The sequence below is a fragment of the Lentzea kristufekii genome (assembly GCF_033949925.1).
GTDB lineage: Bacteria > Actinomycetota > Actinomycetes > Mycobacteriales > Pseudonocardiaceae > Lentzea > Lentzea kristufekii.
In genome coordinates this window covers 13,968-36,272 of the sequence record NZ_JAXAVV010000033.1, presented here as the reverse complement: position 1 = coordinate 36,272, position 22,305 = coordinate 13,968, and the positions used below count along the sequence as shown (strand labels likewise).

General features: G+C 68.9%; 24 protein-coding genes. 15 read left to right on the top strand and 9 right to left on the bottom strand.

Features of this window, described 5'->3' with window-relative positions; all coding sequences use genetic code 11:
* The first annotated feature begins 4 nt into the window (after window positions 1-4).
* Window positions 5-1,000 carry a YdcF family protein gene (locus SK571_RS41295; protein WP_319989567.1) on the top strand — a complete coding sequence of 332 codons (996 nt, stop codon included), beginning with the start codon at window positions 5-7 and terminating at the stop codon, window positions 998-1,000.
* Window positions 1,001-1,005: 5 nt separating this feature from the next.
* Here the strand turns inward: SK571_RS41295 and SK571_RS41290 are convergent, their stop codons facing one another.
* The gene (locus SK571_RS41290; RefSeq protein WP_319989566.1) at window positions 1,006-1,452 is read right to left on the bottom strand and encodes a hypothetical protein; all 447 of its coding nucleotides are present in this window, start codon (window positions 1,450-1,452) and stop codon (window positions 1,006-1,008) included.
* Between the two features lie 180 nt (window positions 1,453-1,632).
* On the opposite strand from SK571_RS41290, the gene SK571_RS41285 reads away from it, so the two are divergent.
* Genes SK571_RS41285 through SK571_RS41275 form a run of 3 tightly spaced genes read left to right on the top strand, consistent with a single transcriptional unit; the run spans window position 1,633 to window position 4,846 of the window.
* Window positions 1,633-3,927 (top strand): glycosyl hydrolase family 18 protein, encoded by a 2,295-nt coding sequence (locus SK571_RS41285; protein WP_319989565.1) that lies wholly within the window; start codon window positions 1,633-1,635, stop codon window positions 3,925-3,927.
* 51 nt (window positions 3,928-3,978) lie between these two features.
* Window positions 3,979-4,413, top strand: a complete 435-nt coding sequence (locus SK571_RS41280; protein ID WP_406602107.1) for a helix-turn-helix transcriptional regulator — start codon at window positions 3,979-3,981, stop codon at window positions 4,411-4,413.
* 10 nt (window positions 4,414-4,423) lie between these two features.
* On the top strand, window positions 4,424-4,846 hold the full coding sequence (locus tag SK571_RS41275; RefSeq protein WP_266033613.1) for a VOC family protein: 423 nt from the start codon (window positions 4,424-4,426) through the stop codon (window positions 4,844-4,846).
* Here the strand turns inward: SK571_RS41275 and SK571_RS41270 are convergent.
* Window positions 4,833-5,585 carry an MBL fold metallo-hydrolase gene (locus SK571_RS41270; protein WP_319989564.1) on the bottom strand — a complete coding sequence of 251 codons (753 nt, stop codon included), beginning with the start codon at window positions 5,583-5,585 and terminating at the stop codon, window positions 4,833-4,835. The two genes, SK571_RS41275 and SK571_RS41270, sit on opposite strands and share 14 nt — an antisense overlap.
* Window positions 5,586-5,643: 58 nt before the next feature.
* On the opposite strand from SK571_RS41270, the gene SK571_RS41265 reads away from it, so the two are divergent.
* From SK571_RS41265 to SK571_RS41255, 3 genes are all read left to right on the top strand, one after another.
* Window positions 5,644-6,906, top strand: coding sequence for a sensor histidine kinase (locus SK571_RS41265; protein WP_319989563.1), 1,263 nt, complete (start codon window positions 5,644-5,646; stop codon window positions 6,904-6,906).
* A complete protein-coding gene (locus SK571_RS41260) occupies window positions 6,903-7,550 on the top strand; it encodes a response regulator (RefSeq protein WP_266033610.1) in 648 nt (215 codons plus the stop codon). Before SK571_RS41265 ends, SK571_RS41260 begins: the two co-directional genes overlap by 4 nt.
* Window positions 7,551-7,656: 106 nt before the next feature.
* Window positions 7,657-8,205, top strand: a complete 549-nt coding sequence (locus SK571_RS41255; protein ID WP_319989562.1) for a hypothetical protein — start codon at window positions 7,657-7,659, stop codon at window positions 8,203-8,205.
* A gap of 212 nt (window positions 8,206-8,417) precedes the next feature.
* On the opposite strand, the gene SK571_RS41250 is transcribed toward SK571_RS41255, so the two are convergent.
* Both SK571_RS41250 and SK571_RS41245 read right to left on the bottom strand, forming a co-directional pair.
* A complete protein-coding gene (locus SK571_RS41250) occupies window positions 8,418-8,771 on the bottom strand; it encodes a VOC family protein (protein WP_319989561.1) in 354 nt (117 codons plus the stop codon).
* 15 nt (window positions 8,772-8,786) lie between these two features.
* Window positions 8,787-9,737, bottom strand: coding sequence for an RNA polymerase subunit sigma-70 (locus tag SK571_RS41245; protein ID WP_319989560.1), 951 nt, complete (start codon window positions 9,735-9,737; stop codon window positions 8,787-8,789).
* 56 nt (window positions 9,738-9,793) lie between these two features.
* On the opposite strand from SK571_RS41245, the gene SK571_RS41240 reads away from it, so the two are divergent.
* Window positions 9,794-10,384 carry a maleylpyruvate isomerase family mycothiol-dependent enzyme gene (locus SK571_RS41240; protein ID WP_319989559.1) on the top strand — a complete coding sequence of 197 codons (591 nt, stop codon included), beginning with the start codon at window positions 9,794-9,796 and terminating at the stop codon, window positions 10,382-10,384.
* Here SK571_RS41240 and SK571_RS41235 read toward each other — a convergent pair.
* Window positions 10,377-10,823, bottom strand: coding sequence for a MarR family winged helix-turn-helix transcriptional regulator (locus tag SK571_RS41235; protein WP_319989558.1), 447 nt, complete (start codon window positions 10,821-10,823; stop codon window positions 10,377-10,379). The two genes, SK571_RS41240 and SK571_RS41235, sit on opposite strands and share 8 nt — an antisense overlap.
* Before the next feature lie 55 nt (window positions 10,824-10,878).
* Here SK571_RS41235 and SK571_RS41230 point away from each other — a divergent pair, with 55 nt between their 5' ends.
* From SK571_RS41230 to SK571_RS41220, 3 genes are all read left to right on the top strand, one after another.
* The gene (locus tag SK571_RS41230) at window positions 10,879-12,855 is read left to right on the top strand and encodes an MMPL family transporter (protein WP_319989557.1); all 1,977 of its coding nucleotides are present in this window, start codon (window positions 10,879-10,881) and stop codon (window positions 12,853-12,855) included.
* 14 nt (window positions 12,856-12,869) lie between these two features.
* Window positions 12,870-13,973, top strand: coding sequence for a winged helix DNA-binding domain-containing protein (locus SK571_RS41225; protein ID WP_319989556.1), 1,104 nt, complete (start codon window positions 12,870-12,872; stop codon window positions 13,971-13,973).
* Between the two features lie 69 nt (window positions 13,974-14,042).
* A complete protein-coding gene (locus SK571_RS41220; protein ID WP_319989555.1) occupies window positions 14,043-15,002 on the top strand; it encodes a zinc metalloprotease in 960 nt (319 codons plus the stop codon).
* On the opposite strand, the gene SK571_RS41215 is transcribed toward SK571_RS41220, so the two are convergent.
* The 4 genes from SK571_RS41215 to SK571_RS41200 form a co-directional block, all read right to left on the bottom strand.
* Window positions 14,984-15,358: an MmyB family transcriptional regulator gene (locus tag SK571_RS41215; RefSeq protein WP_319989554.1), complete on the bottom strand. Its 375-nt coding sequence runs from the start codon at window positions 15,356-15,358 to the stop codon at window positions 14,984-14,986. The genes SK571_RS41220 and SK571_RS41215 overlap by 19 nt on opposite strands.
* An 88-nt stretch (window positions 15,359-15,446) precedes the next feature.
* A complete protein-coding gene (locus SK571_RS41210) occupies window positions 15,447-16,961 on the bottom strand; it encodes a tetratricopeptide repeat protein (protein ID WP_319989553.1) in 1,515 nt (504 codons plus the stop codon).
* Between the two features lie 13 nt (window positions 16,962-16,974).
* Window positions 16,975-17,679 carry a hypothetical protein gene (locus tag SK571_RS41205; RefSeq protein ID WP_319989552.1) on the bottom strand — a complete coding sequence of 235 codons (705 nt, stop codon included), beginning with the start codon at window positions 17,677-17,679 and terminating at the stop codon, window positions 16,975-16,977.
* A 67-nt stretch (window positions 17,680-17,746) separates the two neighbouring features.
* On the bottom strand, window positions 17,747-18,361 hold the full coding sequence (locus SK571_RS41200) for a nucleoside/nucleotide kinase family protein (protein WP_319989551.1): 615 nt from the start codon (window positions 18,359-18,361) through the stop codon (window positions 17,747-17,749).
* Window positions 18,362-18,500: 139 nt separating this feature from the next.
* Here SK571_RS41200 and SK571_RS41195 point away from each other — a divergent pair, with 139 nt between their 5' ends.
* From SK571_RS41195 to kdpB, 4 genes are read left to right on the top strand one after another with little or no spacing between them, the layout of a single operon-like run.
* On the top strand, window positions 18,501-18,638 hold the full coding sequence (locus tag SK571_RS41195) for a hypothetical protein (protein WP_319989550.1): 138 nt from the start codon (window positions 18,501-18,503) through the stop codon (window positions 18,636-18,638).
* Window positions 18,635-18,733: a K(+)-transporting ATPase subunit F gene (gene kdpF, locus SK571_RS41190; RefSeq protein ID WP_319989549.1), complete on the top strand. Its 99-nt coding sequence runs from the start codon at window positions 18,635-18,637 to the stop codon at window positions 18,731-18,733. Before SK571_RS41195 ends, kdpF begins: the two co-directional genes overlap by 4 nt.
* Entirely contained in the window at window positions 18,733-20,355 is a 1,623-nt protein-coding gene (kdpA, locus tag SK571_RS41185) for a potassium-transporting ATPase subunit KdpA (protein WP_319989548.1), read from the top strand. Before kdpF ends, kdpA begins: the two co-directional genes overlap by 1 nt.
* The gene (kdpB, locus tag SK571_RS41180) at window positions 20,352-22,301 is read left to right on the top strand and encodes a potassium-transporting ATPase subunit KdpB (RefSeq protein WP_319989547.1); all 1,950 of its coding nucleotides are present in this window, start codon (window positions 20,352-20,354) and stop codon (window positions 22,299-22,301) included. The genes kdpA and kdpB overlap by 4 nt, the downstream gene beginning before the upstream one ends.
* The last annotated feature ends 4 nt before the right edge of the window (window positions 22,302-22,305 follow it).

Genomic DNA, 22,305 nt, shown 5'->3' with positions numbered 1-22,305 from the left:
CCCGGTGCTAGCCGGGCTGCTCTTCCTCATCCCCGCCACCTTCTTCGTCATCGGCGTGGTCCGAGACCGCCGGAGGCTGAGCAACGCCGTCTGGCTCGGCATCGCGCTCGTGATGCTGCTCCTGCTGCTGGCGGAGGCCGGGCGGGACAACCCGGTGCTGAGCATGCCGCTGCTGCTCGCGTTCACGCTGGCGGTGCTGGGCCTGCTGCTGCTCCCGCTCGCGTTGCTCGCCAACGGTGTGGTCATGGTCCGCCGCGAGGGCCGTTCGCTGGGCAACCTGTTGTCGTTGCTCGCGGGCCTGGCCCTGCTCGGCGAGATGGCCTACTTCGCGTGGGGCATCACCCAGCCCAACGACTGGATCCGCGGCTCCGCGTTCGGGTTGTTCCTGGTGTCCGCGTACATCGCGTTCCTGTTCGTGAGCCTGCTGCTGTACTCGGTGATCTACGGCCGCACCGGCCGCCGCCACGGGTTCGACGGCATCGTCGTGCTGGGCGCCGGTCTGATCGGGGACCGCGTGCCGCGGCTGCTGGCGAACCGGCTCGACCGCGCGCTGCGGCTCTACCGCCGTGACCGCGAGGCCGGCCGGTCACCGGTGATCGTGGTGTCGGGCGGGCAGGGCTCGGACGAGCAGGTGTCCGAGGCGTTCGCCATGAGCCGGTACCTGCTCGAACGCGGTGTGCCGGAGGACGACGTCGTACTGGAGGACCAGGCGACCACGACCGAGGAGAACCTCCGCTACAGCAAGGCTTTGCTCGCCGAGCGGGGTCTCAACGGCCGGGTGGTCGCGGTCACGAACAACTACCACGTGTTCCGCACCGCCGTGCTCTCCCGCAAGCAGGGCCTGCGGTTGCAGGTCATCGGCGCGCCGACGGCCTGGTACTTCGTGCCCAGCGCGTTCCTGCGGGAGTTCGTGGCGCTGCTGGTGCGCAACCCCGTCGTGCACGGCCTGGCGTGCGCCGTGCTGATGGCAGGCGGGCTCGCGCTGACCCAGATCGGCTGATCCGCTCAGGCGCGGGTGAAGCGCATGACCCAGTTCGGTTCCCAGGTCTCGCCGCCGTCGTAGGAGAACCGCTGCTCCCAGACGGGTTCGTCGCCGGGTGTCCAGTTGAACCGCACCTTCACCGCGTGCCCGCCGACCACGTCGTCACCGAAGAACACCCCGTGCCCGTCGGTGAACCGGCCCTCCAGCGGTGGGTCGAGGTGGCCGGGAGCGCGGGTGGAGGCCCACCAGATGCGCCAGACGTCGGCGGCGGGGTCGTACTGGCGCAGCGTCATGCCCTCCCAGTCCTCCGCGAAGACGCTGTCGATGATCGCCGCGCCGCCCAGGAGGGGTCTGGCTTCGGCCTGCGTCTCGAACTCGACCCACTCGGTGCCTCGGCCGACGATGTCGGCGATCTTGCGGTTGGCCACCCGCCAGCGGCCGTGGAGGAAGTTGAAATCGTTCTCACTCATGGAAAAGAAGCTAAACCGATTCACTGACACCTTTTGTCAGTGATCGACTATTGACCTAAAGGTCTGGACCATTTTACCGTTCCCGGCAGTGGCCGCCGCCCTAGCCAGGAGGTCCTTCCCTTGCGCCTGCTCGCCAGAGTGGTCCCGGTGCTAGCCCTGCTAGCCGGGACCGTCATAGCCGTGACCAACGCGCCGACCGCAGCCGCAGCCCACGAGGACTGCCGGCCGGACGGCCTGTACAAGACGCCGGGCGTCGAGGTGCCGTACTGCACCGTCTACGACACCGCCGGCCGCGAGACCATGGGGGACAAGTCCAGACGTGTCATCGGGTACTTCACCAGCTGGCGGACCGGCAAGAACGGTCAGCCCGGGTACCTCGCCAAGGACATCCCCTGGAACAAGGTCACGCACCTGAACTACGCGTTCGCGCACATCGACGCCCAGAACAAGATTTCGGTCGGCGCGAACGACGCGAACAACTCGTCCATCGGCATGGAGTGGCCGGGCGTCGCCGGCGCCGAGATGGACCCGTCACTGCCCTACAAGGGGCACTTCAACCAGCTCACGAAGTTCAAGAAGCAGAACCCGAACGTCAAGACGCTGATCTCGGTCGGCGGCTGGGCGGAGACCGGTGGCTTCTTCAACGCCGACGGCACGCGCAACGCGTCGGGCGGCTTCTACAAGCTCGGCCAGAACCAGGCCGCGATCGACACGTTCGCCGACAGCGTCGTGACCTTCCTGCGCCAGTACGGCTTCAACGGCGCTGACATCGACTACGAGTACGCGACGTCGAACAACCACGCCGGCAACCCGGACGACTTCTGGATCTCCAACGCCAACCGCGGCACGCTGTGGGCCGGCTACCAGGCGATCATGAAGACGCTGCGCGAGAAGCTCGACCGCGCCGGTGCCGCCGACGGCAAGCACTACATGCTGACCGCCGCCGTGCCCGCCTCCGGCTGGCTGCTGCGCGGCCAGGAGGCGTACCAGGTCGTCAAGTACCTCGACTACCTGAACGTCATGAGCTACGACCTGCACGGTTCGTGGAACCAGTTCGTCGGACCGAACGCCGCGCTCTACGACGACGGCAAGGACGGCGAGCTCGCGGCCGGTGGCGTGTACACGGCGCCTCAGTACGAGGGCATGGGCTACCTCAACACCGACTGGTCGTACCACTACTACCGCGGTGCCATGCAGGCCGGGCGCATCAACATCGGCGTGCCGTTCTACTCGCGCGGCTGGCAGGGCGTCACCGGCGGCACGAACGGCCTGTGGGGCAAGGCCCCGCTGCCGAACCAGTCGCAGTGCCCGCCCGGCACCGGTTCGTCGGTCGGCTCGACCACGCCGTGCGGCAACGGCGCGGCCGGCATCGACAACATCTGGCACGACGTCACCGCGGGCGGCGCCGAGGTCCCGTCCGGTGTGAACCCGTTGTGGCACACCAAGAACCTGGAAGCCAAGATCACCGGCTCCTACGGGACGCAGTACGGCCTCGACCCGGTCAACGACCCGACCGACCGCCTCACCGGCACCTACACGCCGTACTACGACTCGACGCTGAAGTCGCCGTGGCTGTGGAACAACGACAAGAAGGTGTTCCTCTCCACCGAGACCGAGCAGTCGATCGCCGAGAAGGCCAAGTACGTCAAGGACAAGGGCCTCGGCGGCATCATGATCTGGGAGCTCGCCGGCGACTACAGGTTCGACTCCGGGAAGAACGAGTACTTCATCGGTGACACGCTGCTGTCGACCATCAACACCGGCCTGAACGGTGCCGCGCCCTACGGCAACCTGAAGGCCTCGACGCAGCAGACCCAGTCCCTCGCGGTCGACGTGGACGTCCACGGCTTCGCGTTGGGCGACAACAACTACCCGATCACGCCGAAGATCAAGTTCACGAACCGCTCGACCGTCACCATCCCCGGTGGCACGAAGATCGCGTTCGACTACGGCACCAGCGCGCCGGGCAGCATGGGCGACCAGTCCGGCTTCGGCCTGAAGGTCGTCTCGAAGGGACACAGCGGGCCCAACGTCGGCGGCCTGAAGGGCGACTTCCAGAAGGCGGAGCTCACGCTGCCGTCGTGGCAGTCGCTCGCACCGGGCGCGTCGATCGAGGTGACCGTCAGCTACCAGCTGCCGATCTCGACGCCGTCGAACTTCGTGTTCACGTTCGGCGGTCAGTCGTACGCGATCAGCGCGGACCACCCGCGCATCGGTGGTGGCAACCCGCCGACCTCCACCACCACGTCCACGACCACCTCGACCACGACCACCACCACCACGACGACCACCACGACCACCACCACGAAGCCGCCGACCTGCACGCTGCCCGCGTGGGAGGCCGGCAAGGTCTACACCGGTGGCAACGAGGTGTCGCACAAGGGCCGCAAGTGGCGGGCCCAGTGGTGGACGACCAACGAGGAGCCCGGAACCACGGGTGAGTGGGGCGTCTGGCGCGACCAGGGTGCCTGCTAGTCCGTCGTAGATGTCAGGAATCTGTCAGGCGCGGGGCTTAGGCTGTCCATCGTGACCGCCCAAGACCCGCGCCTGCAGGAACTGGTGCTGCTGCGCAAAGTGCGCGACCGGATCGACCGCGACTACCGCCAGCCGCTGGACGTCGCGGCGCTGGCCCGCGGCGTGCACCTGTCGGCGGGCCATCTCTCGCGCGCGTTCCGCGCGGCCTTCGGCGAGTCGCCCTACAGCTACCTCATGACCCGCCGCATCGAGCGGGCCATGACGTTGCTGCGCCGGGGCGACATGTCCGTCACCGACGTGTGCTTCGAGGTCGGCTGCACCTCGCTCGGCACCTTCAGCACCCGCTTCTCCGAGCTGGTCGGCATGTCGCCGAGCCAGTACCGCAAGGTCGCCGCCGAGGACGGCCAGGGCATCCCGAACTGCCTCGCCAAAGCCGTCATGCGGCCGATCAGGAATCGAGAAGCGGCGACCGGCCCGTCCGATTAGGTTGACCGCCATGTCAGTCATCATCGCCGCCGCGTTCCTGCCCGCAGACGACCCCGAGAAGTCGCTCGGCTTCTTCCGCGACGCGCTGGGCTTCGAGGTCCGCCAGGACGTCGGCCAGGGCACCATGCGCTGGATCACCGTGGGCCCGCCCGGCCAGCCGGAGACCGGCATCGTCCTGCACCCGCCCGCCGCCGACCCCGGCGTGAGCGACGAGGAACGCCGCACGATCGCCGTGCTCATGGCGAAGGGCGTCTACACCGCGCTCTCGCTCGCCACGAAGGACCTGCAGGGCACGTTCGACCGCGCACGGGCGTGGGTCGAGTCGTCCGGCGCGGGCGAGGTGCTGCAGGAGCCCGAGGACCAGCCGTGGGGCGTGCGCGACTGCTCGTTCCGCGACCCGGCGGGCAACCTGGTCCGCATCAACCAACTCTGACCGTGGTGCCCGGCTCGGCGTAGCCGACCGGGCCGCTGAAACGGACCGAGGCACGGGTGACCGCTTCCTGCGGGGTCAGGAAGCGGCCCACGTGCGTCACGACCAGCCTTCGCGCCTGCGCCGCGGCGGCGGTGTCGCCCGCGTCCTCGGGCGTGTGGTGGACCATGTCCGGCGTCTTCTCCGCGCTCTCGGACTCGCACAGCAACACGTCGGTGCCGTTCGCCAGTTCGGTGAGGCTCGGGCACGGCGCGGTGTCGCCGGAGTACGTCAGCGACGCGCCTCCCGCCTCGATCCGCACGCCGAACGCCGGGATGCCGTGCTCGACGGCCGCTGTCGTAAGCCGCATCGAGCCGACCGCCGCCTCGAAGCCGTCGTGCAGCTCGACCACCTCGAACGCGTCCTCGACCGGGCTGCGCACCGGACCGTTGGTGAGGAACCCGGCCAGCCGGTCGGCGGTGCCGGGCGGGCCGTACAACGGCACCGGGTCTCGTTCGACGTCTGCGAAGAGCAGCGCGTAGTAGGCGGTGAGCAAATCCGCGCTGTGGTCCGCGTGCAGGTGGGAGATCCAGATCGCGTCCAGGTCCTCCAGCCGCGTGTGGCGCTGCAACGGGCCCAGCGTGCCGGTGCCGGCGTCCATCCACACACGAGTGTCGCCGTGCGACACCAGGTAGCCCGAGCAGGGGTTGTCCGCGCTCGGGTACGGCGTCGCGCACCCGAGCACGGTCAGGCTGAGGTCCATCGGTCAACGGTAGATCACGTCCCGGTTCCCGGAAACGCGCGACAGGTACCTTGATCGCGTGGAGGAGCCCGTGTGGAACGAGTGGCGGCGGCCCGGTCCGACCGCCGCGCAACGGCGGCGCGACATCGGCATCGCCGTGATCGTGCTGCTGTGCGCGATCGAGGTGACGACGCTCGTCAACAGCATGGGCGCCTACGTCTTCCAGAACCCTCCGGGACTGCTGGTGCAGGTCGCCTGGATGTTCGTGCTGTCCGTGCCGCTGGTGGTGCGCCGCCGCTACCCGCTCGCCGTGATGCTCGTGGTGTCCGCGCTGTTCATCGCAGCGCAGGTGAACCGGGCCGGTGACACCCTGGTGCCGTCCGCGATCCTGTTCCTCGCGATCTACACGGTCGGCGCCTGGGAGCAGAACCGCCGCTTCGCGCGCTGGTCGCGCATCGGCGTGATCACCGCGATGTTCCTGTGGCTCGGGTTCAGCCTCGTGCGTGCCCTGCTCGGACCCAAGGGGGACTTCAAGGACGCGGCCGGGCCGATGGACCCGGTGCTCGCCTCCGTCCTCTACGGACTGGAGTTCAACATCTTCTTCTTCCTGCTCGCCTACGTGGTGGGGGAGATGGCCTGGTCGGGTGCCCGGCGCCGGGCACAGCTGGAGTTCCAGGCCGAGGAACTGCACCGCTCGCAGGAGCAGAACACCCGTGGCGCCATCGCGGCCGAACGCATGCGCATCGCCCGCGACCTGCACGACGTCGTCGCGCACCACGTGTCCGTCATGGGCATCCAGGCCGGTGCCGCGCGCCGCGTCCTCGACTCCGACCCCGACCTGGCCCGTGACGCCCTGCAGACCGTCGAGCAGACCGCCCGCACCGCGATCAGCGAGCTGCGCGGCCTGCTGGGCGTGCTGCGCGCGGACGCGGACACCGACCTGAAGGCGGCGCCCGGCCTCGACGACCTGCCGGAGCTGTTCGAGAGCGCCCGAGCGGCCGGCCTTGAGGTCTCGCACGGCGTGTACGGCGACGCGCGCGAGGTGCCGTCCGGCGTCGCGTTGTCGGCGTATCGGGTCGTGCAGGAAGCACTGACGAACGTGGTGAAGCACGCCGACGCGCAGCACGTCGACGTGCGGATGCGGTTCCTGGACAGCGCGCTGGAACTGGAGATCACCGATGACGGCCGTGGCCGTTCCACCTCCACGAGCCCAGGTTTCGGCCTCGTCGGGATGCGCGAACGTCTTGCCGTGCACGGGGGTTCGCTGGAAGTAGGGCCACGGCGCGAGGCGGGCTTCCTGGTCCGTGCGTCGCTGCCGACGGTGTTGGAGGAGAAGGCGTGAGTCTGCGAGTAGTGCTGGCCGACGACCAGGACCTGGTCCGCGCCGGCTTCCGGGTCATCCTCGGCACCGAGCCCGGCATCGAGGTGGTCGGCGAGGCGGGCGACGGCGCCGAGGCCGTGGAACTCGTCGCCGAGCTACGCCCCGACGTCGTCCTGATGGACGTCCAGATGCCCCGCATGGACGGACTGCAGGCCACCCGCCACATCCTTTCCGCAGGCCACGGCACCCGTGTCGTCATCCTGACCACGTTCGACCGCGAGGACTACCTCTTCGAGGCACTGCAGGCGGGCGCGAGTGGCTTCCTGCTCAAGAACGCCTCCCCGGAAGACCTCGTGGAGTCCGTGCGGGTCGTCGCGCGCGGGGACGCGTTGCTCTCGCCCGAGGTCACCCGACGGGTGATCGCGCGCTTCAGCACGGCGCCGAGGGAACGCACCCGCCCGCCCGAGCTCACCGATCGCGAGTTCGAGGTGCTGGTGGAACTGGCCAAGGGCGCGTCGAACGCGGAGATCGCCGCGACGCTGTTCCTGGGGGAGACCACCGTGAAGACGCACGTGTCGCGCGTGCTCACCAAGCTGGGCCTGCGCGACCGCACGCACGCCGTGGTGTTCGCCTACGAGAGAGGGATCGTCACTCCGGGCGGTTAGACCGTACGCAATTTGACGTACGCGAGATCAGAACGTGAGCGGATGATGCAGCCGCCCGTGGTGGCGAGAGCAGGACGCGACACCACGGGAGAAGGAGTGCATCGCGATGGCCACCATCCGCAAGCTCAGCGGCCGCACCCGCAAGGCAGTGCTGCTCGTGCACGTCCTGTCGGCGGCGGCGTGGCTCGGCATCGACCTCGCGCTGGGCATCCTCGTCGTGGTCGCACTGTCCACTGAGGACAGCACTGCCGCCGGGGTGGCGATCCAGGCGGTCGACCTCTTCGCGATCTGGCCGATGTTCGGTGCCGGCGTCGTCTGCATGATCTCCGGCGTCGTCCTCGGTCTCGGCAGCAAGTACGGGCTCGTGAGGTACTGGTGGGTCGCTACCAAGCTCGTCCTGAACGCCGGCATGTCGCTGCTGATCGCGTTCGCGCTCCGGCCCGGCGTCGCGCAGGCGGCCGAGATCGGCGAGCGGATGCTGGCGGGTGACCCGGCCGCGGTCATCCCGTCCGGCATCCTGCACCCGGTGGTGGTCGCGCCGACGCTGCTGCTGTTCGCCTACTTCCTCTCCGTGTTCAAGCCGTGGGGCCGGATCCGCAGGTCAGCGGAACCAGTCGAGCGCCAGCGCCGCGACCTCGCCCGAACGTGGCCCTGATGGCGTCTGCAAGTACCACCAACCCAACATCAACAGGCACTTTTCTACCGCCAACAGCGTGGACCGGACCAGCCAGGACGGTTCGAGTTCGGCGGGCAGCGAACAGGTTGGGTGTGGTTGACGGCGATTCGATCAAGAGTTGGTGGTACTTGCAGACGCCTGTGGCCGCCACGAGAGCCCCGAGGTTTCGGACAAGACGTCAGGCCAGGTGCTTAGAGGTCCTGGGTCAGGTTGACCGGGTTGCCGTCCGGGTCGTAGACGTGCGCCACGCGCTGTCCCCAGGGCATGTCGTTCGCGGGCCCCCGCACCCGCCCGCCGGCGGCCTCGACCAGCGGCAGCACCGCGTCGACGTCCTCCACGCCGATGCTCAGCACGATGCGCGCGGGCAGCGACACGTCCACCTCCTCGGCCACGAGCCCCAGCTCCCCGTCGCCGATCTTGAGCGTCTTGTAGAAGACCGGTCCGTCAGCGGGGTGGCGGAACACCTCGACGGCGCCGAGCACCTGCGAGTAGAACGCCTGCACCCGGTCCAGGTCGGGCGTCACGATGATGGGCTGAACAGCCATGGACTTCCTCCAGAACTAGTCGTCCACAGATGTACGGGACGGCCGCCCGGAAATGATCGGCGTGGCCGAAGACGAGGCGAACAAAGGCAGGAACTCCTCCACGTTCAGGTACGTGGTGCTGCCGGTCACCAACCCGTCCCGCACGTCGAGGAACACCAGCCCGAACGGCTTGTCCAAGCCAGGCCGCATCTGCCAGAACGCGGGCGAGGCGTTGGCCCGCACCGGCACCAGCCAGGCGCCGTCGCAGGGGGAGTTGGGAACGCTCAACGCGAGGGAGATCGACTCGCGGCCCCGCAGCCACCAGCTGAACGGCGGCATCGACATGGTCGCGTCCTCGTGCAGCAAAGCCACGAGCGTCCGCACGTCATGCCGGTCGAACGCCTCGCAGTAGCGGCGCAGGAGAGACTTCTGCACGGGATCGGACACGTCCAGCGGTGCACCGACGTCGGCTACCCGCAGTGTTGCGCGGGCTCGTTGCAGTGCGCTGTTCACCGACGCGACCGAGTCCGACAGCAGTGCGGCGACCTCGGAGGCCTGCCACGCCAGGACGTCGCGCAGGATCAGCACGGCTCGCTGGCGGGGCGGCAGGTGTTGCAGGGCGGCCACGAACGCCAGGCGGACGGTCTCGCGCCGGATCGTCTGGTCCTCCGGCAGCACGGAGGCGTCCGGCACGGGCTGCACGAAGGCGTTCTCCAGCAGAGGAGCGCCCAGTTCCCCGCCGGACGGGCCCAGATCCACGGCCAGGGCGCGCCGCTGAGCACTGCGCTGCATGTCGATGCAGATGTTCGTGGCGATCCGGTAGAGCCACGTCCGCAGCGACGCGCGCCCGGAGTCGTAGCTGTCGAACGCCTTCCACGCGCGCACGAGTGTTTCCTGCACGGCGTCCTCGGCCTCGAAGCCGGAGCCGAGCATGCGGTAGCAGTAGCCGGTCAGCTCGACCCGGAACGGCTCCAGCGTCTCGATCACGCACAAGACCCTACGCGGACCGATGAGTTCCCGTCGCTCGACTCGTACATCCGGACATGACCGAAGACATCCGCGCCGCGGTGGCGGCGGAACGGCGTGCCCAGGCAGAACTCCTGAGCGGCCTCACCGCGGAACAGTGGCACGCGCCGAGCCTGTGCGAGGGCTGGACCGTGAAGCACGTCGTCGCGCACACGACGCTGCCGTTCCGGGCGTCGGGAACCAGAGTGGTCCTGGAGATCCTGAGATCAGCCGGCCGGTTCAACCACGCCTCCGACCGCATGGCCCGCAAGGACGCCCGGCTCCCGGCGAGCGACCTGCTGAACGCGCTGAAGAAGAACATCGACCACCCGTGGACGCCGCCCGGTGGCGGCCCGGCCGGCGCGCTGTCGCACGACGTCATCCACGGTCTGGACATCACCGTCGCACTGGGACTGGACCGCAGGGTCCCGCACGACCGGCTCCGCATCGTCCTCGACGGCATGAAGCCCGCCAACGTCAGGTACTTCGGCGCGGACCTCGACGGCAAACGCCTGGAGGCCACCGACCTGGACTGGACGTTCGGTGAGGGCGAGCCGGTCAGGGGACTGGCCCAGGACCTGTTGCTGCTGGTCTGCGGACGGACGCTGCCGGCCGGCCGGCTCAGCTGACCACCTCTTCGCGCACCCGGGCCGTCGCCTCGATCGTCGCCGCGAGGAAGCGCGCGACGACCTGCCGTTCCTCCGCGCTCATCCGCCCCCACGCCGCCGCGTAGCCGCGCGCCAAGGGCTGGAAGAACGTGGAGGCGAGTTCCGTCGCCGTGTCGAGCACCCGGAGATCGACACGGCGACGGTCACCGGGATCGCGATCGCGGACGACGTGACCTGCCCTCTCGAGGCGGTCGAGCACGGACGTCGTCGCCGACGCGCTGAGGTTCAGGGCCTTCGCCAGCGTGCCGGGTGTCATCGGAGCGGTCATGATGAGGTTCAGCGCTGTCATGTCCGTGGGATGCAACTCGTGGGCCGCGCTGAAGATCTCCAGGAACCGGTTCGACTCCATCACCAGCGCGCGCAGCATCATGCTCAGCTCGTAGTCGGTTGCATCGCTCACGCGCACAGCTTACTGTTTCGACCATCGAAACGTTCGACGATCGAAGGAATGTCTGATGCGAGTGCTTGCCGGGATCCTGCTCGTCGTCTGGCTGGCCTTGGGCGGCTTCACCGGGCCGTACGCGGGCAAGCTGTCGGAGGTCGCGGAGAACGACAGCAGCGCGTTCCTGCCCAACTCCGCCGAGTCCACGCAGGTCGCCGAGCTGCAGAAGAAGTTCCAGCGCGAGAACGCGATCCCGGCGATCGTCGTGGTCGAACGGTCCAGCGGACTGACCGAAGAGGACAAGAAGTATCTCGCCGACCAGGTCAAGGGCTTCCAGGCGTCGCCGGTCATCCCCTCGCCGAACGACGACCAGGCCGCCCAGGTCGTCCTGCTGCTCGACCCGGCCAAGGACGTCAAGGACTCGGTCTTCCAGCTCCGCGACGGCACGCGAGGTGCACCTCAGGGGCTGACCGTGCTGGTCACGGGCCCGGCGGCGCAGGTCGCGGACCTCGTCGAGGCGTTCGGCGGGATCGACGGGCTGCTGCTGATCGTCGCGGGTGCCGTGGTCGCGCTGATCCTGCTGGTGGTCTACCGGAGTCCGCTGCTGCCGGTCGTCGTGCTGGTGTCGGCGGTGTTCGCGCTGGGGCTGGCCAGCTTCGTCGTCTACCTGCTCGCGAAGAACGACGTCCTGGCGTTGAACGGCCAAAGCCAGGGCATCCTCTCGATCCTGGTGTTCGGCGCCGCGACGGACTACGCGTTGCTGCTGGTGTCGAGGTTCCGCGAGGAACTGCGCGACACCCAGGACAGGTTCGCGGCCGTCAAGGCGGCCTGGCGCGGCACGGTCGAACCCATCGCGGCCTCGGCCGGCACGGTGATCCTCGGCGTGCTGTGCCTGCTGTTCAGCGACCTCGACTCGAACAAGGGCCTCGGCCCGGTCGCCGCCATCGGCATCGGCGCCGCGCTGCTGACCACGATGACCTTCCTGCCCGCGACCCTCGCACTGCTCGGCCGTGGCGCTTTCTGGCCGTTCGCCCCGAAGTTCGGCTCGAAGCACCCCGAGACGAGCGGGCTCTGGGCCCGCGTCGCGAACCTGGTGCGCCGCAAGCCGCGCGCGATCTGGATCGTCACCACGCTCGTGCTGCTCGTCGGCGCCGCGTTCCTGCCGCAGCTCAAGGCGTCCGGCACCGCGCAGTCCGACGTGTTCCTGACCCCGGTCGAGTCCGTGGCGGGACAGGAGCTGCTGTCCCGGCACTTCCCCGGCGGCACCGGCTCGCCGACCGTGATCATCGCCGCCGAGGACAAGACCGCCGAGGTCGTGCAGAAGTCCAAGGTGGACGGTGTCGCGGACGTGCGGCCGTCCGGAACCGCCGAAGGCCTGGTGCGCATCGAGGCCACGCTGAAGGACGCGCCGGACTCCGATGCCGCGGTCGAGACCGTGCAACGACTTCGTGCGGCCGTCGACGGCATCGATGCGACGTTGGTGGGCGGACCGACGGCGACGTTGCTCGACACCAGGACGACGTCCGAGCACGACCGAATGCTGATCATCCCGATCGTGCTGGTCGTGATCTTCCTGATCCTGGCGATGCTGCTGCGGTCGTTGCTGGCACCGTTGCTGCTGATCGCGACCGTCGTGCTGTCGTTCGCGGCCACGATGGGCGTGTCGGCGCTGGTGTTCAACCACGTCCTCGACTTCCCCGGTTCCGATCCCGTGGTGCCGTTGTTCGGGTTCGTGTTCCTGGTGGCGCTGGGCATCGACTACAACATCTTCCTGATGACCCGCGTCCGCGAGGAGACCCAGCGGCTCGGCACGGTCGAGGGGACGCTGCGGGGCCTCAGCCTGACCGGTGGCGTGATCACGTCGGCGGGTGTGGTGCTGGCGGCGACGTTCGCGGCACTGGCCGTGCTGCCGATCCTGTTCCTCACGCAGATCGCGTTCATCGTCGCGTTCGGTGTCCTGCTGGACACGCTGCTGGTGCGGTCGCTGCTCGTGCCGGCGCTGTCCGTGGACGTCGGCGGGCGAATCTGGTGGCCGTCGAAGCTGAGGTGAGCCAGGATCTCGGCATGACCTTCACGGCACGCCAGCTCAACCGCGCCACGCTCGACCGGCAGATGCTGCTGCGGCGCGAACCGGTCGACGTGCCGACGGCCGTGGACCGGGTCGTGGCGATCCAGGCGCAGGAACCCGCGTCGCCGTACATCGCGCTGTGGAACCGGATCGAGGGCTTCGACCCCGCCGATCTGGACGAGGCGTTCGTGAGCGGGGTGGTCCGCAAGGCATCGCTGATGCGGATCACCCTGCACGCCGTGACGTCCGCGGACCACGAGGCGTTCCACCACGCGATGCTCCCCGCGTTGAGGGCGTCACGCCTGTACGACAAGCGGTTCAAGTCGATGAACGTCACGATCGACCAGGCCGACGCGCTGCTGGAGCACCTGCTCGAGTTCGCCGCGACGCCCCGGCAGAAGGCGGAGATCGAGGAACTGCTGCACGCGCACGTCGGCGACGTCGGCGAGCCCGGCGTCTGGTGGGCGCTGCGCACCTACGGCGGACTCGTGCACGCACCGACGGGCGGGCCCTGGTCGTTCGGGCTGCGACCGTCCTATCAGGCCGTGACGACCGAGCCGCGCGAACAACTGGCCGCCGTCGCCGAGATGCTGCGCCGCTACCTCACCGGCTTCGGGCCGGCGACCGTCCTCGACATGAACCAGTTCAGCATGCTGCCGCGCACCGCGATCCGGGAGGCGCTGGCATCGCTGGACCTCGTCCGGGACGGCGACCACTACGACGTTCCTGATCGGACGATCCCCGACGAGGACACCCCGGCGCCGCCGCGGCTGATGGCCATGTGGGACAGCACGTTGCTCGCCTACGCCGACCGCAGCCGGATCATTCCGGACGAATACCGCAAGCTCGTCATCCGCGACAACGGTGACACTCTGCCGACCCTGCTCGTCGACGGCCACGTGGCCGGGGTGTGGCGCCCGACCGAGGACGGAGGTGTCGAGGCGACCGCGTTCCACGCCCTTGACGAGGAGCAATGGGCCGGGCTGGCCGACGAGGCCGCGTCCCTGCGCAAGCTCCTCGGTGATCGGGAACCGCAGGTGTACAAGCGTTACGCACGGTGGTGGAACGGCCTTCCGGCCCACGACGTTCGTATTGTGTGAAAACGTCAAGATCCACAAAGGACGATCCGTGAGTCACCATTCCTCCACCCTGCATGGAGGAAAAGTTCAATGTCTCTCACGAGCAAGCGCGTGCTGCCGGCGTTCGCCGCCGGTCTGCTCGCGGCCAGTGCGATCACCCTGCTCGGCGCTTCCCCCGCCGCGACCGCCGTCGGCTCGGCCGAGTGCGCCGACACGCACGCCGACGAGCACTCGGCTGCCCGCGGCAGGCCCGGTAGCACCGGCCACGACCGCAACGAGATCTCCGACGCCCAGGCGGCCGCGATGAACGCCGACCTGCGCGCGAAGATCGCCAAGAACAACTCGCTGGGAGAGTTCAGCGCGCAGGCGGGCGGCACGATCAACGTGGTCTTCCACGTCGTGACCACCACGGCCGGCAAGGGCGCGATCACCGACGCCACCCTGACCAAGCAGCTCCAGGTCCTCAACGACGGGTTCGCCGGCGCGGAGTCGAGCGCCGCGGCGCAGACGGGCTTCAAGTTCGTGCTGCAGCAGACCAAGCGCTACGCGAACAACACGTGGTTCAACGGCGGCGCCGACAACGCGGGCACCGAACGCAAGATGAAGACCCAGACCCGCGTCGGCACGGCCGCGACGCTCAACATCTGGTTCACCGACATCGACGGCTTCGGCTTCGCCACGTTCCCGAGCTGGTACAAGAGCGACCCGAAGATGGACGGCGTCGTCGTCGACTACGCCACCGTGCCCGGCGGCTCCGAGGTGAACTTCAACCTCGGCAAGACGGTCACCCACGAGGTCGGCCACTGGATGGGTCTCTGGCACACCTTCCAGGGCGAATGCACCGCGACCAACGACGAGGTCGCGGACACCCCGGCGCAGGCCGGCCCCACCTCGGGCTGCCCGGAGGGCCGCGACTCCTGCTCGCTCGGCGGCGTGGACCCGATCCACAACTACATGGACTACTCCTTCGACGACTGCTACAACCAGTTCACCCCTGGCCAGAACACCCGCATGCAGAGCGCTTGGACGGCCTACCGCGCCGGCAAGTGATCCGACGGGAGGGCCTGCGCCGATAGCAGAAGAAGGCGCAGGCCCTCCCGCGACGCGTCGTCCGCAGCGGTGCAGGCGACGAGCAGCTGGTCCGGGTGAGTGTCCACAGTGAACTGCTGCACGTCGACGGTGAGCGTGCCGGCCGTCGGGTGGTGGTAGGTCTTGACGAGCTGCCGCGGCCCGCGCACCTGATGCGCCGCCCACCAGGTCCGGAAGTCCGGGTCCTTCACGCTCAACTCGCCGACCAGCGAGGACAGCGCCGAGTCGTGCGGCGTGCGGCCGGCTTCCATCCGCAGCACCGCGACGCACTCCCGCGCCGAGCGTTCCAGAAGGCGAGTGGACTCGAGGAGTTCCACTGGATCGACGCGCGTCGCACGTCGACCTGCACGACAGGTACGTGCCCCAGGTCGTCGAGCGGGTCGTCGAGTTCTTCGCGAAGAACCTCTAGACGCGGGCGGCCACCGAACGCGCGTGGTCGAGTTCGCGCTGATAGCGGGCGGGGTGGAACGCGGCGAGCTCCTCGTACATGGCGAGGGCCTCGGCGATCGCGGACTCGGCCTCGGCGCGTTCGGACCGCAGCACGCGGATCTCGGCGTGGTCGGTGAGCGCGTCGGCGAGCAGGTAGCTGTACTCGTACGGGTCCTCCGCGTGGCGTTCCCGGTAGTGGGCGACCGACTGCGACGACGGCTCCAGTGCCGCGTCGAGCGAGCCCGCGTGCGCGGACGCGAGGGCGAAGGTGTTGCGCGCCATGGCTTTGTCGTCCGCCGCCTGGTACAGCTCGACGCTCTTCGCGGCGGCCTCAGCGGCTTCGGGGTACTCGGCGCGGGTGATCAGGAGGCTGGCCCGGCTGTTGAACGCCCGCGCGAGTTCCCTGCGGCCGAGTTCGCGGTCCTCGTGCTTGGTCGCGAGGGCGATGGCCTCGTCGTTGGCGGCGAGCGACTCGTCGAGCCTGCCGACGTCGTGCAGCCTGCTGCCGAGACTGACGAGCGCGACCGCGAGCCGCAACTCCACTCTCATGACCATGGCACGGCGTTCGGTGTCGGCGAGCAGCGCGCGGTAGCGGTCGACCGACTCCTGGGCGGCTTCCACCGCCTCCGCGAAGACGCCCAGGTCCAGAAGGCGATTGCCGTGGTTGTGGACTCCTCCGGCGAGGTCGTCGAGGGACTGCCGGTCGCCCTCCTCGTCCGCGTGCTTCCGCAGCACGGCCACGGCCTCGTCGGCGGACACGCGGGCGTCCTCGAACCTGCCCAGGCGCACCTGCAGGAGGCAGAGCTCCTCGAACGCGCTGTGGCCGTTGATGTTGCGCCCCGAACCGTTGTCCCGCCAGAACACCGCGTTCATCGCGGTGAACTCCGCGGCCTGCTCGTGGTCGCCGATCGCCGCGAGGCGGTGCGCGTACTCCAGCCACGCGTGCGCGAGGTCGTAGCCCGGCAGCGAGTACGGCACCAGCTCCTGGCCGTCGAGCTCGGCGACGGCCTCGCGGGCGTTCTCGGCGGCCTCGGCGTGCCGGCCGAGCCTGCCCAGCAGGTTGGTGGTCCAGTACCGGGCCGTGTTGGCGATCCCCGTGCTGCGCTTGCCCGGCACTGCGAGTCGCAGGGCGAGCGGCAGCTCCTCCTGCACGACCGCCAGCGCTTCCTCGTACCGCTCCTGGCGCATGAGGTTGTCCCGCAACGAGGTCAGCACGACCCGCAGCTTCTCCGGGTCGCCGAGCTCCCGGCGGAACTCCAGGACCTCGTGGTGGGTCCGCAGGGCGAAGTCGTCCCACCCGGCTTCCTCGAAGTACTCCGCCAGCTCCGTCAGCGCGTCCGCCAGTGCGTCCGGCGCCGGCCACTCCTCGCGGGGCTTGCCCCGCAGCTCCTCGACGACCGGCCACACGTGGCCCAGCATCTTCACGGGGTCCGGATGGCCGGTCCTGGCCGGGCGGTGCCACGTCTCGCCGCGGCGCACTGGCTTGATCACCCGCGAGTGGATATCACGCGGGGCGCACCTCCGGGACGACCTTCGCCACATTCTCCTCCGATGCAACCGAAGCGAGGCGCTCGGCCATCGTGCCGCCCTCGGGGGTTCCGATCGGCGACGGCACCTTGCCCAGCAGGTACCCGGCGTGACTCACCGCGAGCAGCACCAGGAACGCACTGGAGAACTCGGGCAGCCCGGCGATGCCGGCGGGGTTGTCCACGGCCCGGAAAGCCGAGACGGCCTGCGCGATGTAGACCAGCACCAGCAGCACGGTGATCACGAAGTTCTGGAACTTCGCGAGGTCGATCGACTTGCCCGCCGACGTGCCCTCCTCGGCCGTGAGCATCTCCCAGAACCGCCCGCCTTTCGCGCCCAGCGGGTAGGCCGCCACCGAGTCGGGCCGGGTCGTGCTCTTCGTGACCTTGATGGCGGTCGCGACCACGCCGGACCCGACCGAGATGCCCAGCAGCCACAGCACCTGGTCCGGGATCTGGAACCCGGCCACGTCGACCTGCCCGGCCGCGAACCGGCCGAACGCCATGCCGCTGACCAGCGAGAGCAGCACGACCGTCCACACCATCACCTGCACCCGCGAGAGGCTGTAGCGGCCACGGGCGTCCCTGAGCACGTTCTGCGCACTGAGACGGGAGGGGACCACCACCGCGAGCAGCACGATGACGACTGCGGACACGAACCAAGCCCAGAACGTGGTCGCCATTGCGGCCTCCTCGTTACGCCGTTCGGACGCTGTCGCCCTTACGTCGTCGAGAAGTGACCTGGCGTTATCACGTTCGGTAACGATTTGGGGGTCGGTGTGCGTCGTAGTCGATCACCAGACCGGCCCGCGACGCCGGGTCGCACGTCGCCAGGTACAGCCGCTGGCCCTCGACGTAGCGGCGGTTGCGGGGATCGTCCGGATCGGACGGGCTGCCGTCGCGCCCGGCCATGCGCGCGACGGACACGGTGAAGCTGACGTCGAGGAACACCGAGAAGTCCCAGCGCGCGACGACCTCGTCGCGGTGCAGGAAGATCCCGTCCACCAGCAGGAGCGCGTCCGGTGACGCGACCTCGGCCGGCGGGTCGACGTACTCGTCGGTCTCCAGGTCGTGGCTCGCTCGCCGGAACGGCCGTCCTTCGGCGAACGGCGTGAGCAGGTGGTCGATGAACCGCGGGTAGTCGAAGCTGTCGAGGAAGAACCCCTCGGGCGACGCCTTCCCCCGCTGCCAGCGAATCGCCCGCGGGTGGTGGAAGTCGTCCACGGAGGCCCGCACGACCTCGCGGCCGCTGGAACGCAACACCTCGGCCAGCTCGTCGCAGAACGTCGTCTTGCCCGCCCCGTCGACGCCGTCGACCGCGACCAGTCCACGTGCGGGCAGCAGAGCAGCGATCTCGTTCAGCACCCCGGCACGATTTCACACATCGTGACCGCGCCAGGCCCGATCGGCTGAGACCCAGGTCTCCCCGGCCTCAAGAACGCGTAAAAGCCGGACCCGCCCCCGTAAGGACGCTGTCAGGCATCCCCTGATCAGGGATTTCGTGATGCACGCTTCCGGGCGTCATCAAGAACATCTTGTCGTTGAAGGGAGCGGCGTCATGGCCGACCTGGCCTATGCGTTGCTGCTGATCGGGAGTTTCGTCGTGCTGGGCCTGACGGTGCGTGGACTGGAGAAGTTGTGAGCACGGGACTCGTCGCGAACGCCGTAGCCGGCGTGATCGCACTCGGGCTCGTCGTCTACCTGTTCATCGCACTCGTCAGGCCGGAGAAGTTCTGATGTCACCCCTCGTGGCCGGCCTCCTGCAGACCGGCATCCTCGTCACGGCCCTGGCGGTCGTGTACCGGCCCCTCGGCGACTACATGGCCCGCGTCTTCACCGCCCAGGGCCACTTGAAAGCCGAGCGAGCCATCTACCGCTTCGCCCGCATCAACCCGGACGCCGAGCAGAAGTGGAGCACCTACGCGTACGGCGTGCTGGGCTTCTCGTTCGTCGGCATCGTGTTCCTGTACGTGATCCAGCGCGCACAGTCGTTGCTGCCGTTCGGTTTCGACCGCGGCAACGTCGGTCCCGGCATGGCGTTCAACACGGCGATCAGCTTCGTGGCCAACACGAACTGGCAGTCGTACGTGCCGGAAGCCGTCATGGGCCACGCGGTCCAGATGATCGGCCTGACCGTGCAGAACTTCGTGTCGGCGGCGGTCGGCCTGGCCGTGGCCATCGCGCTCGTCCGCGGTTTCGTGCGGCACCAGACCGACCGGCTGGGCAACTTCTGGGTCGACCTGGTGCGCGGCACCCTCCGGATCCTGCTGCCGATCGCGTTCATCGGCGCGATCGTGCTGATCGCGTTCGGTGTCACGATGTCGCTCAAGTCCGGAGTGGACGTCGACGGGCAGATCGTGGCGAACGCACCCGTTGCCAGCCAGGAGGTCATCAAGGAGCTCGGCACCAACGGTGGCGGTGTCCTCAACGCGAACTCAGCGCACCCGTTCGAGAATCCGGGCGAGTGGACCAACCTGATCGAGATCTTCCTGATCCTGGTCATCCCGGTCGCGCTGACCCGCACGTTCGGCCGGCTCGCCGGCGACAGGAAGCAGGGCTACGTCCTGCTCAGCGTCATGGGCGTCATCTGGACGGCCATGCTCGCCGTGATCTGGGCCGCGGAGGCCAACGGCATCAGGCCCCTGGAGGGCAAGGAACTCCGCTTCGGCATTCCCGGCAGCGCTCTTTTCGCGAACTCCACCACCGGCACGTCGACCGGCGCGGTCAACTCGCTGCACGACAGCTACACGGGGCTCGGCGGCGGTGCCGCGCTGCTCAACATGCTGTTCGGCGAGATGACGCCGGGCGGTGTCGGCACGGGGCTCTACAGCATCCTCGTGATGGCGGTCATCGCGATGTTCCTGGCGGGCCTGATGGTCGGCCGCACACCCGAGTACCTGGGGAAGAAGCTGGGGCGCAAGGAGGTCACGGCGGCCGCGGTGTCGATCCTCGCGATGCCGACGGTGCTGCTGATCGGCGCCGGCATCGCCGCGATCCTGCCGAGCACGCAGGGCGCTCTCAACAACCCCGGAGAGCACGGCCTGTCGGAGATCCTCTACGCCTACGCGTCGGCGTCGAACAACAACGGGTCGGCGTTCGGCGGGATCACGGTGACGAACGACTGGTTCCAGTCGTCGCTCGGCCTGTGCATGCTGTTCGGCCGGTTCGTCCCGATCGTCGCGGTGCTCGCGCTCGCCGGATCCCTTGCGGCGCAGAAGAAGGTGCCGGTGACGGCGGGCACGCTGCCCACCACCGGTCCGTTGTTCGCGACCCTGCTGACCGGCTCGATCGTCCTGGTCGCCGCGCTGACGTTCGTTCCCGCTCTCGCTCTCGGTCCCATCGCGGAGGCACTGCTGTGACCACCAAGCCCGGTCTCGCGGCCGCTCTTCCCGAGGCCCTGAAGAAGCTGCACCCGCGCCACCAGCTGCGCAGTCCCGTCATGTTCGTCGTCTGGGTGGGTTCGTTGCTGGTCACCGTGTTCGCGGTGACCGAGCCGAGCGTGTTCACCATCGCCGTCGCGGCGTGGCTGTGGTTCACCGTGCTGTTCGCGAACCTCGCCGAGGCCGTCGCGGAGGGCCGTGGCAAGGCGCAGGCGGAGTCGTTGCGCCGCACGAAGTCCGACGCCGTCGCGCGGCTCGTCAACGGTGACGTCGTGGCGGGCACCGAACTGAAGATCGGTGACCTGGTCGTCGTCGAGGCGGGCGAGGTCGTCCCCGGCGACGGTGACGTCGTCGAGGGCATCGCGACGGTGGACGAGTCCGCGATCACCGGCGAGTCCGCGCCCGTCATCCGCGAGTCCGGCGGCGACCGGTGTGCGGTCACCGGAGGCACGACCGTGCTGTCGGACCGGATCGTCGTCCGGATCACGACCAGGCCCGGCGAGTCCTTCGTGGACCGGATGATCGCGCTCGTCGAGGGTGCGGAACGGCAGAAGACGCCGAACGAGATCGCCCTGACGATCCTGCTGTCGACGCTGACGATCATCTTCCTGCTGGCCGTCGTGGCGCTGCAACCGTTCGCGATCTACTCGGGCGGCGAGCAGTCGGTCGTCGTGCTGACGGCGTTGCTGGTCTGCCTGATCCCGACGACCATCGGCGCGCTGCTGTCCGCCATCGGCATCGCGGGCATGGACCGGCTGGTGCAGCGCAACGTCCTGGCCACCTCGGGCAAGGCGGTCGAGGCCGCCGGCGACATCGACACGTTGCTGCTCGACAAGACCGGCACGATCACCTGGGGCAACCGGCGCGCGACCGAGTTCATCGCGGTCGGCCCGACCTCCGGCGAGACGCTCGTCGCGGCTGCCCGGCTCGCGAGCCTGGCCGACGACACCCCGGAAGGCCGCAGCATCCTGGAGCTGGCGGGCGGTGAACCCGCCAGTGAGCACGAGAAGACCGGCGAGTTCGTCCCGTTCACCGCCCAGACCAGGATGTCCGGCATCGACCTCGGGGAGCGCAGCATCCGCAAGGGCGCCGCGTCGGCGTTCGAGCTGACCGACACGGCCCGCGAGATCGTCGACGAGATCAGCGCGCAGGGCGGCACCCCGCTCGTCGTCGCCGAGAACGGGAAGGTCCTCGGCATCATCCGGCTGTCGGACGTGGTGAAGCCCGGCATGAAGGAACGCTTCGCCGAGCTGCGCGCGATGGGCATCCGGACGGTCATGGTCACCGGTGACAACCCGTTGACCGCCAAGGCCATCGCGGAGGAGGCCGGGGTCGACGACTTCCTCGCCGAGGCCAAGCCCGAGGACAAGATGGCCCTGATCCGCAAGGAGCAGGAGGGCGGCCGGCTGGTCGCGATGACCGGTGACGGCACGAACGACGCGCCCGCGCTGGCCCAGGCGGACGTGGGTGTCGCGATGAACACCGGCACGTCGGCCGCGAAGGAGGCCGGCAACATGGTCGACCTCGACTCGGACCCGACCAAGCTCATCGAGATCGTGGAGATCGGCAAGCAGCTGCTGATCACGCGTGGTGCGCTGACGACGTTCTCCGTGGCGAACGACCTGGCGAAGTACTTCGCGATCCTGCCCGCCATGTTCGCGGCGATCTACCCGGCGCTGGACAAGCTCAACATCATGCACCTGGCCACGCCGCAGTCCGCGATCCTGTCGGCGGTGGTCTTCAACGCCCTGGTCATCGTGGCGCTGATCCCGCTGGCGCTCAAGGGCGTGCGGTACCGGCCGTCCAGTGCCTCGGCGCTGCTGCGGCGCAACCTGCTGATCTACGGCCTGGGCGGCGTCGTGACGCCGTTCGCCGGGATCTGGCTGATCGACCTGCTCGTGCGACTCATCCCCGGGATCGGCTGAAGCG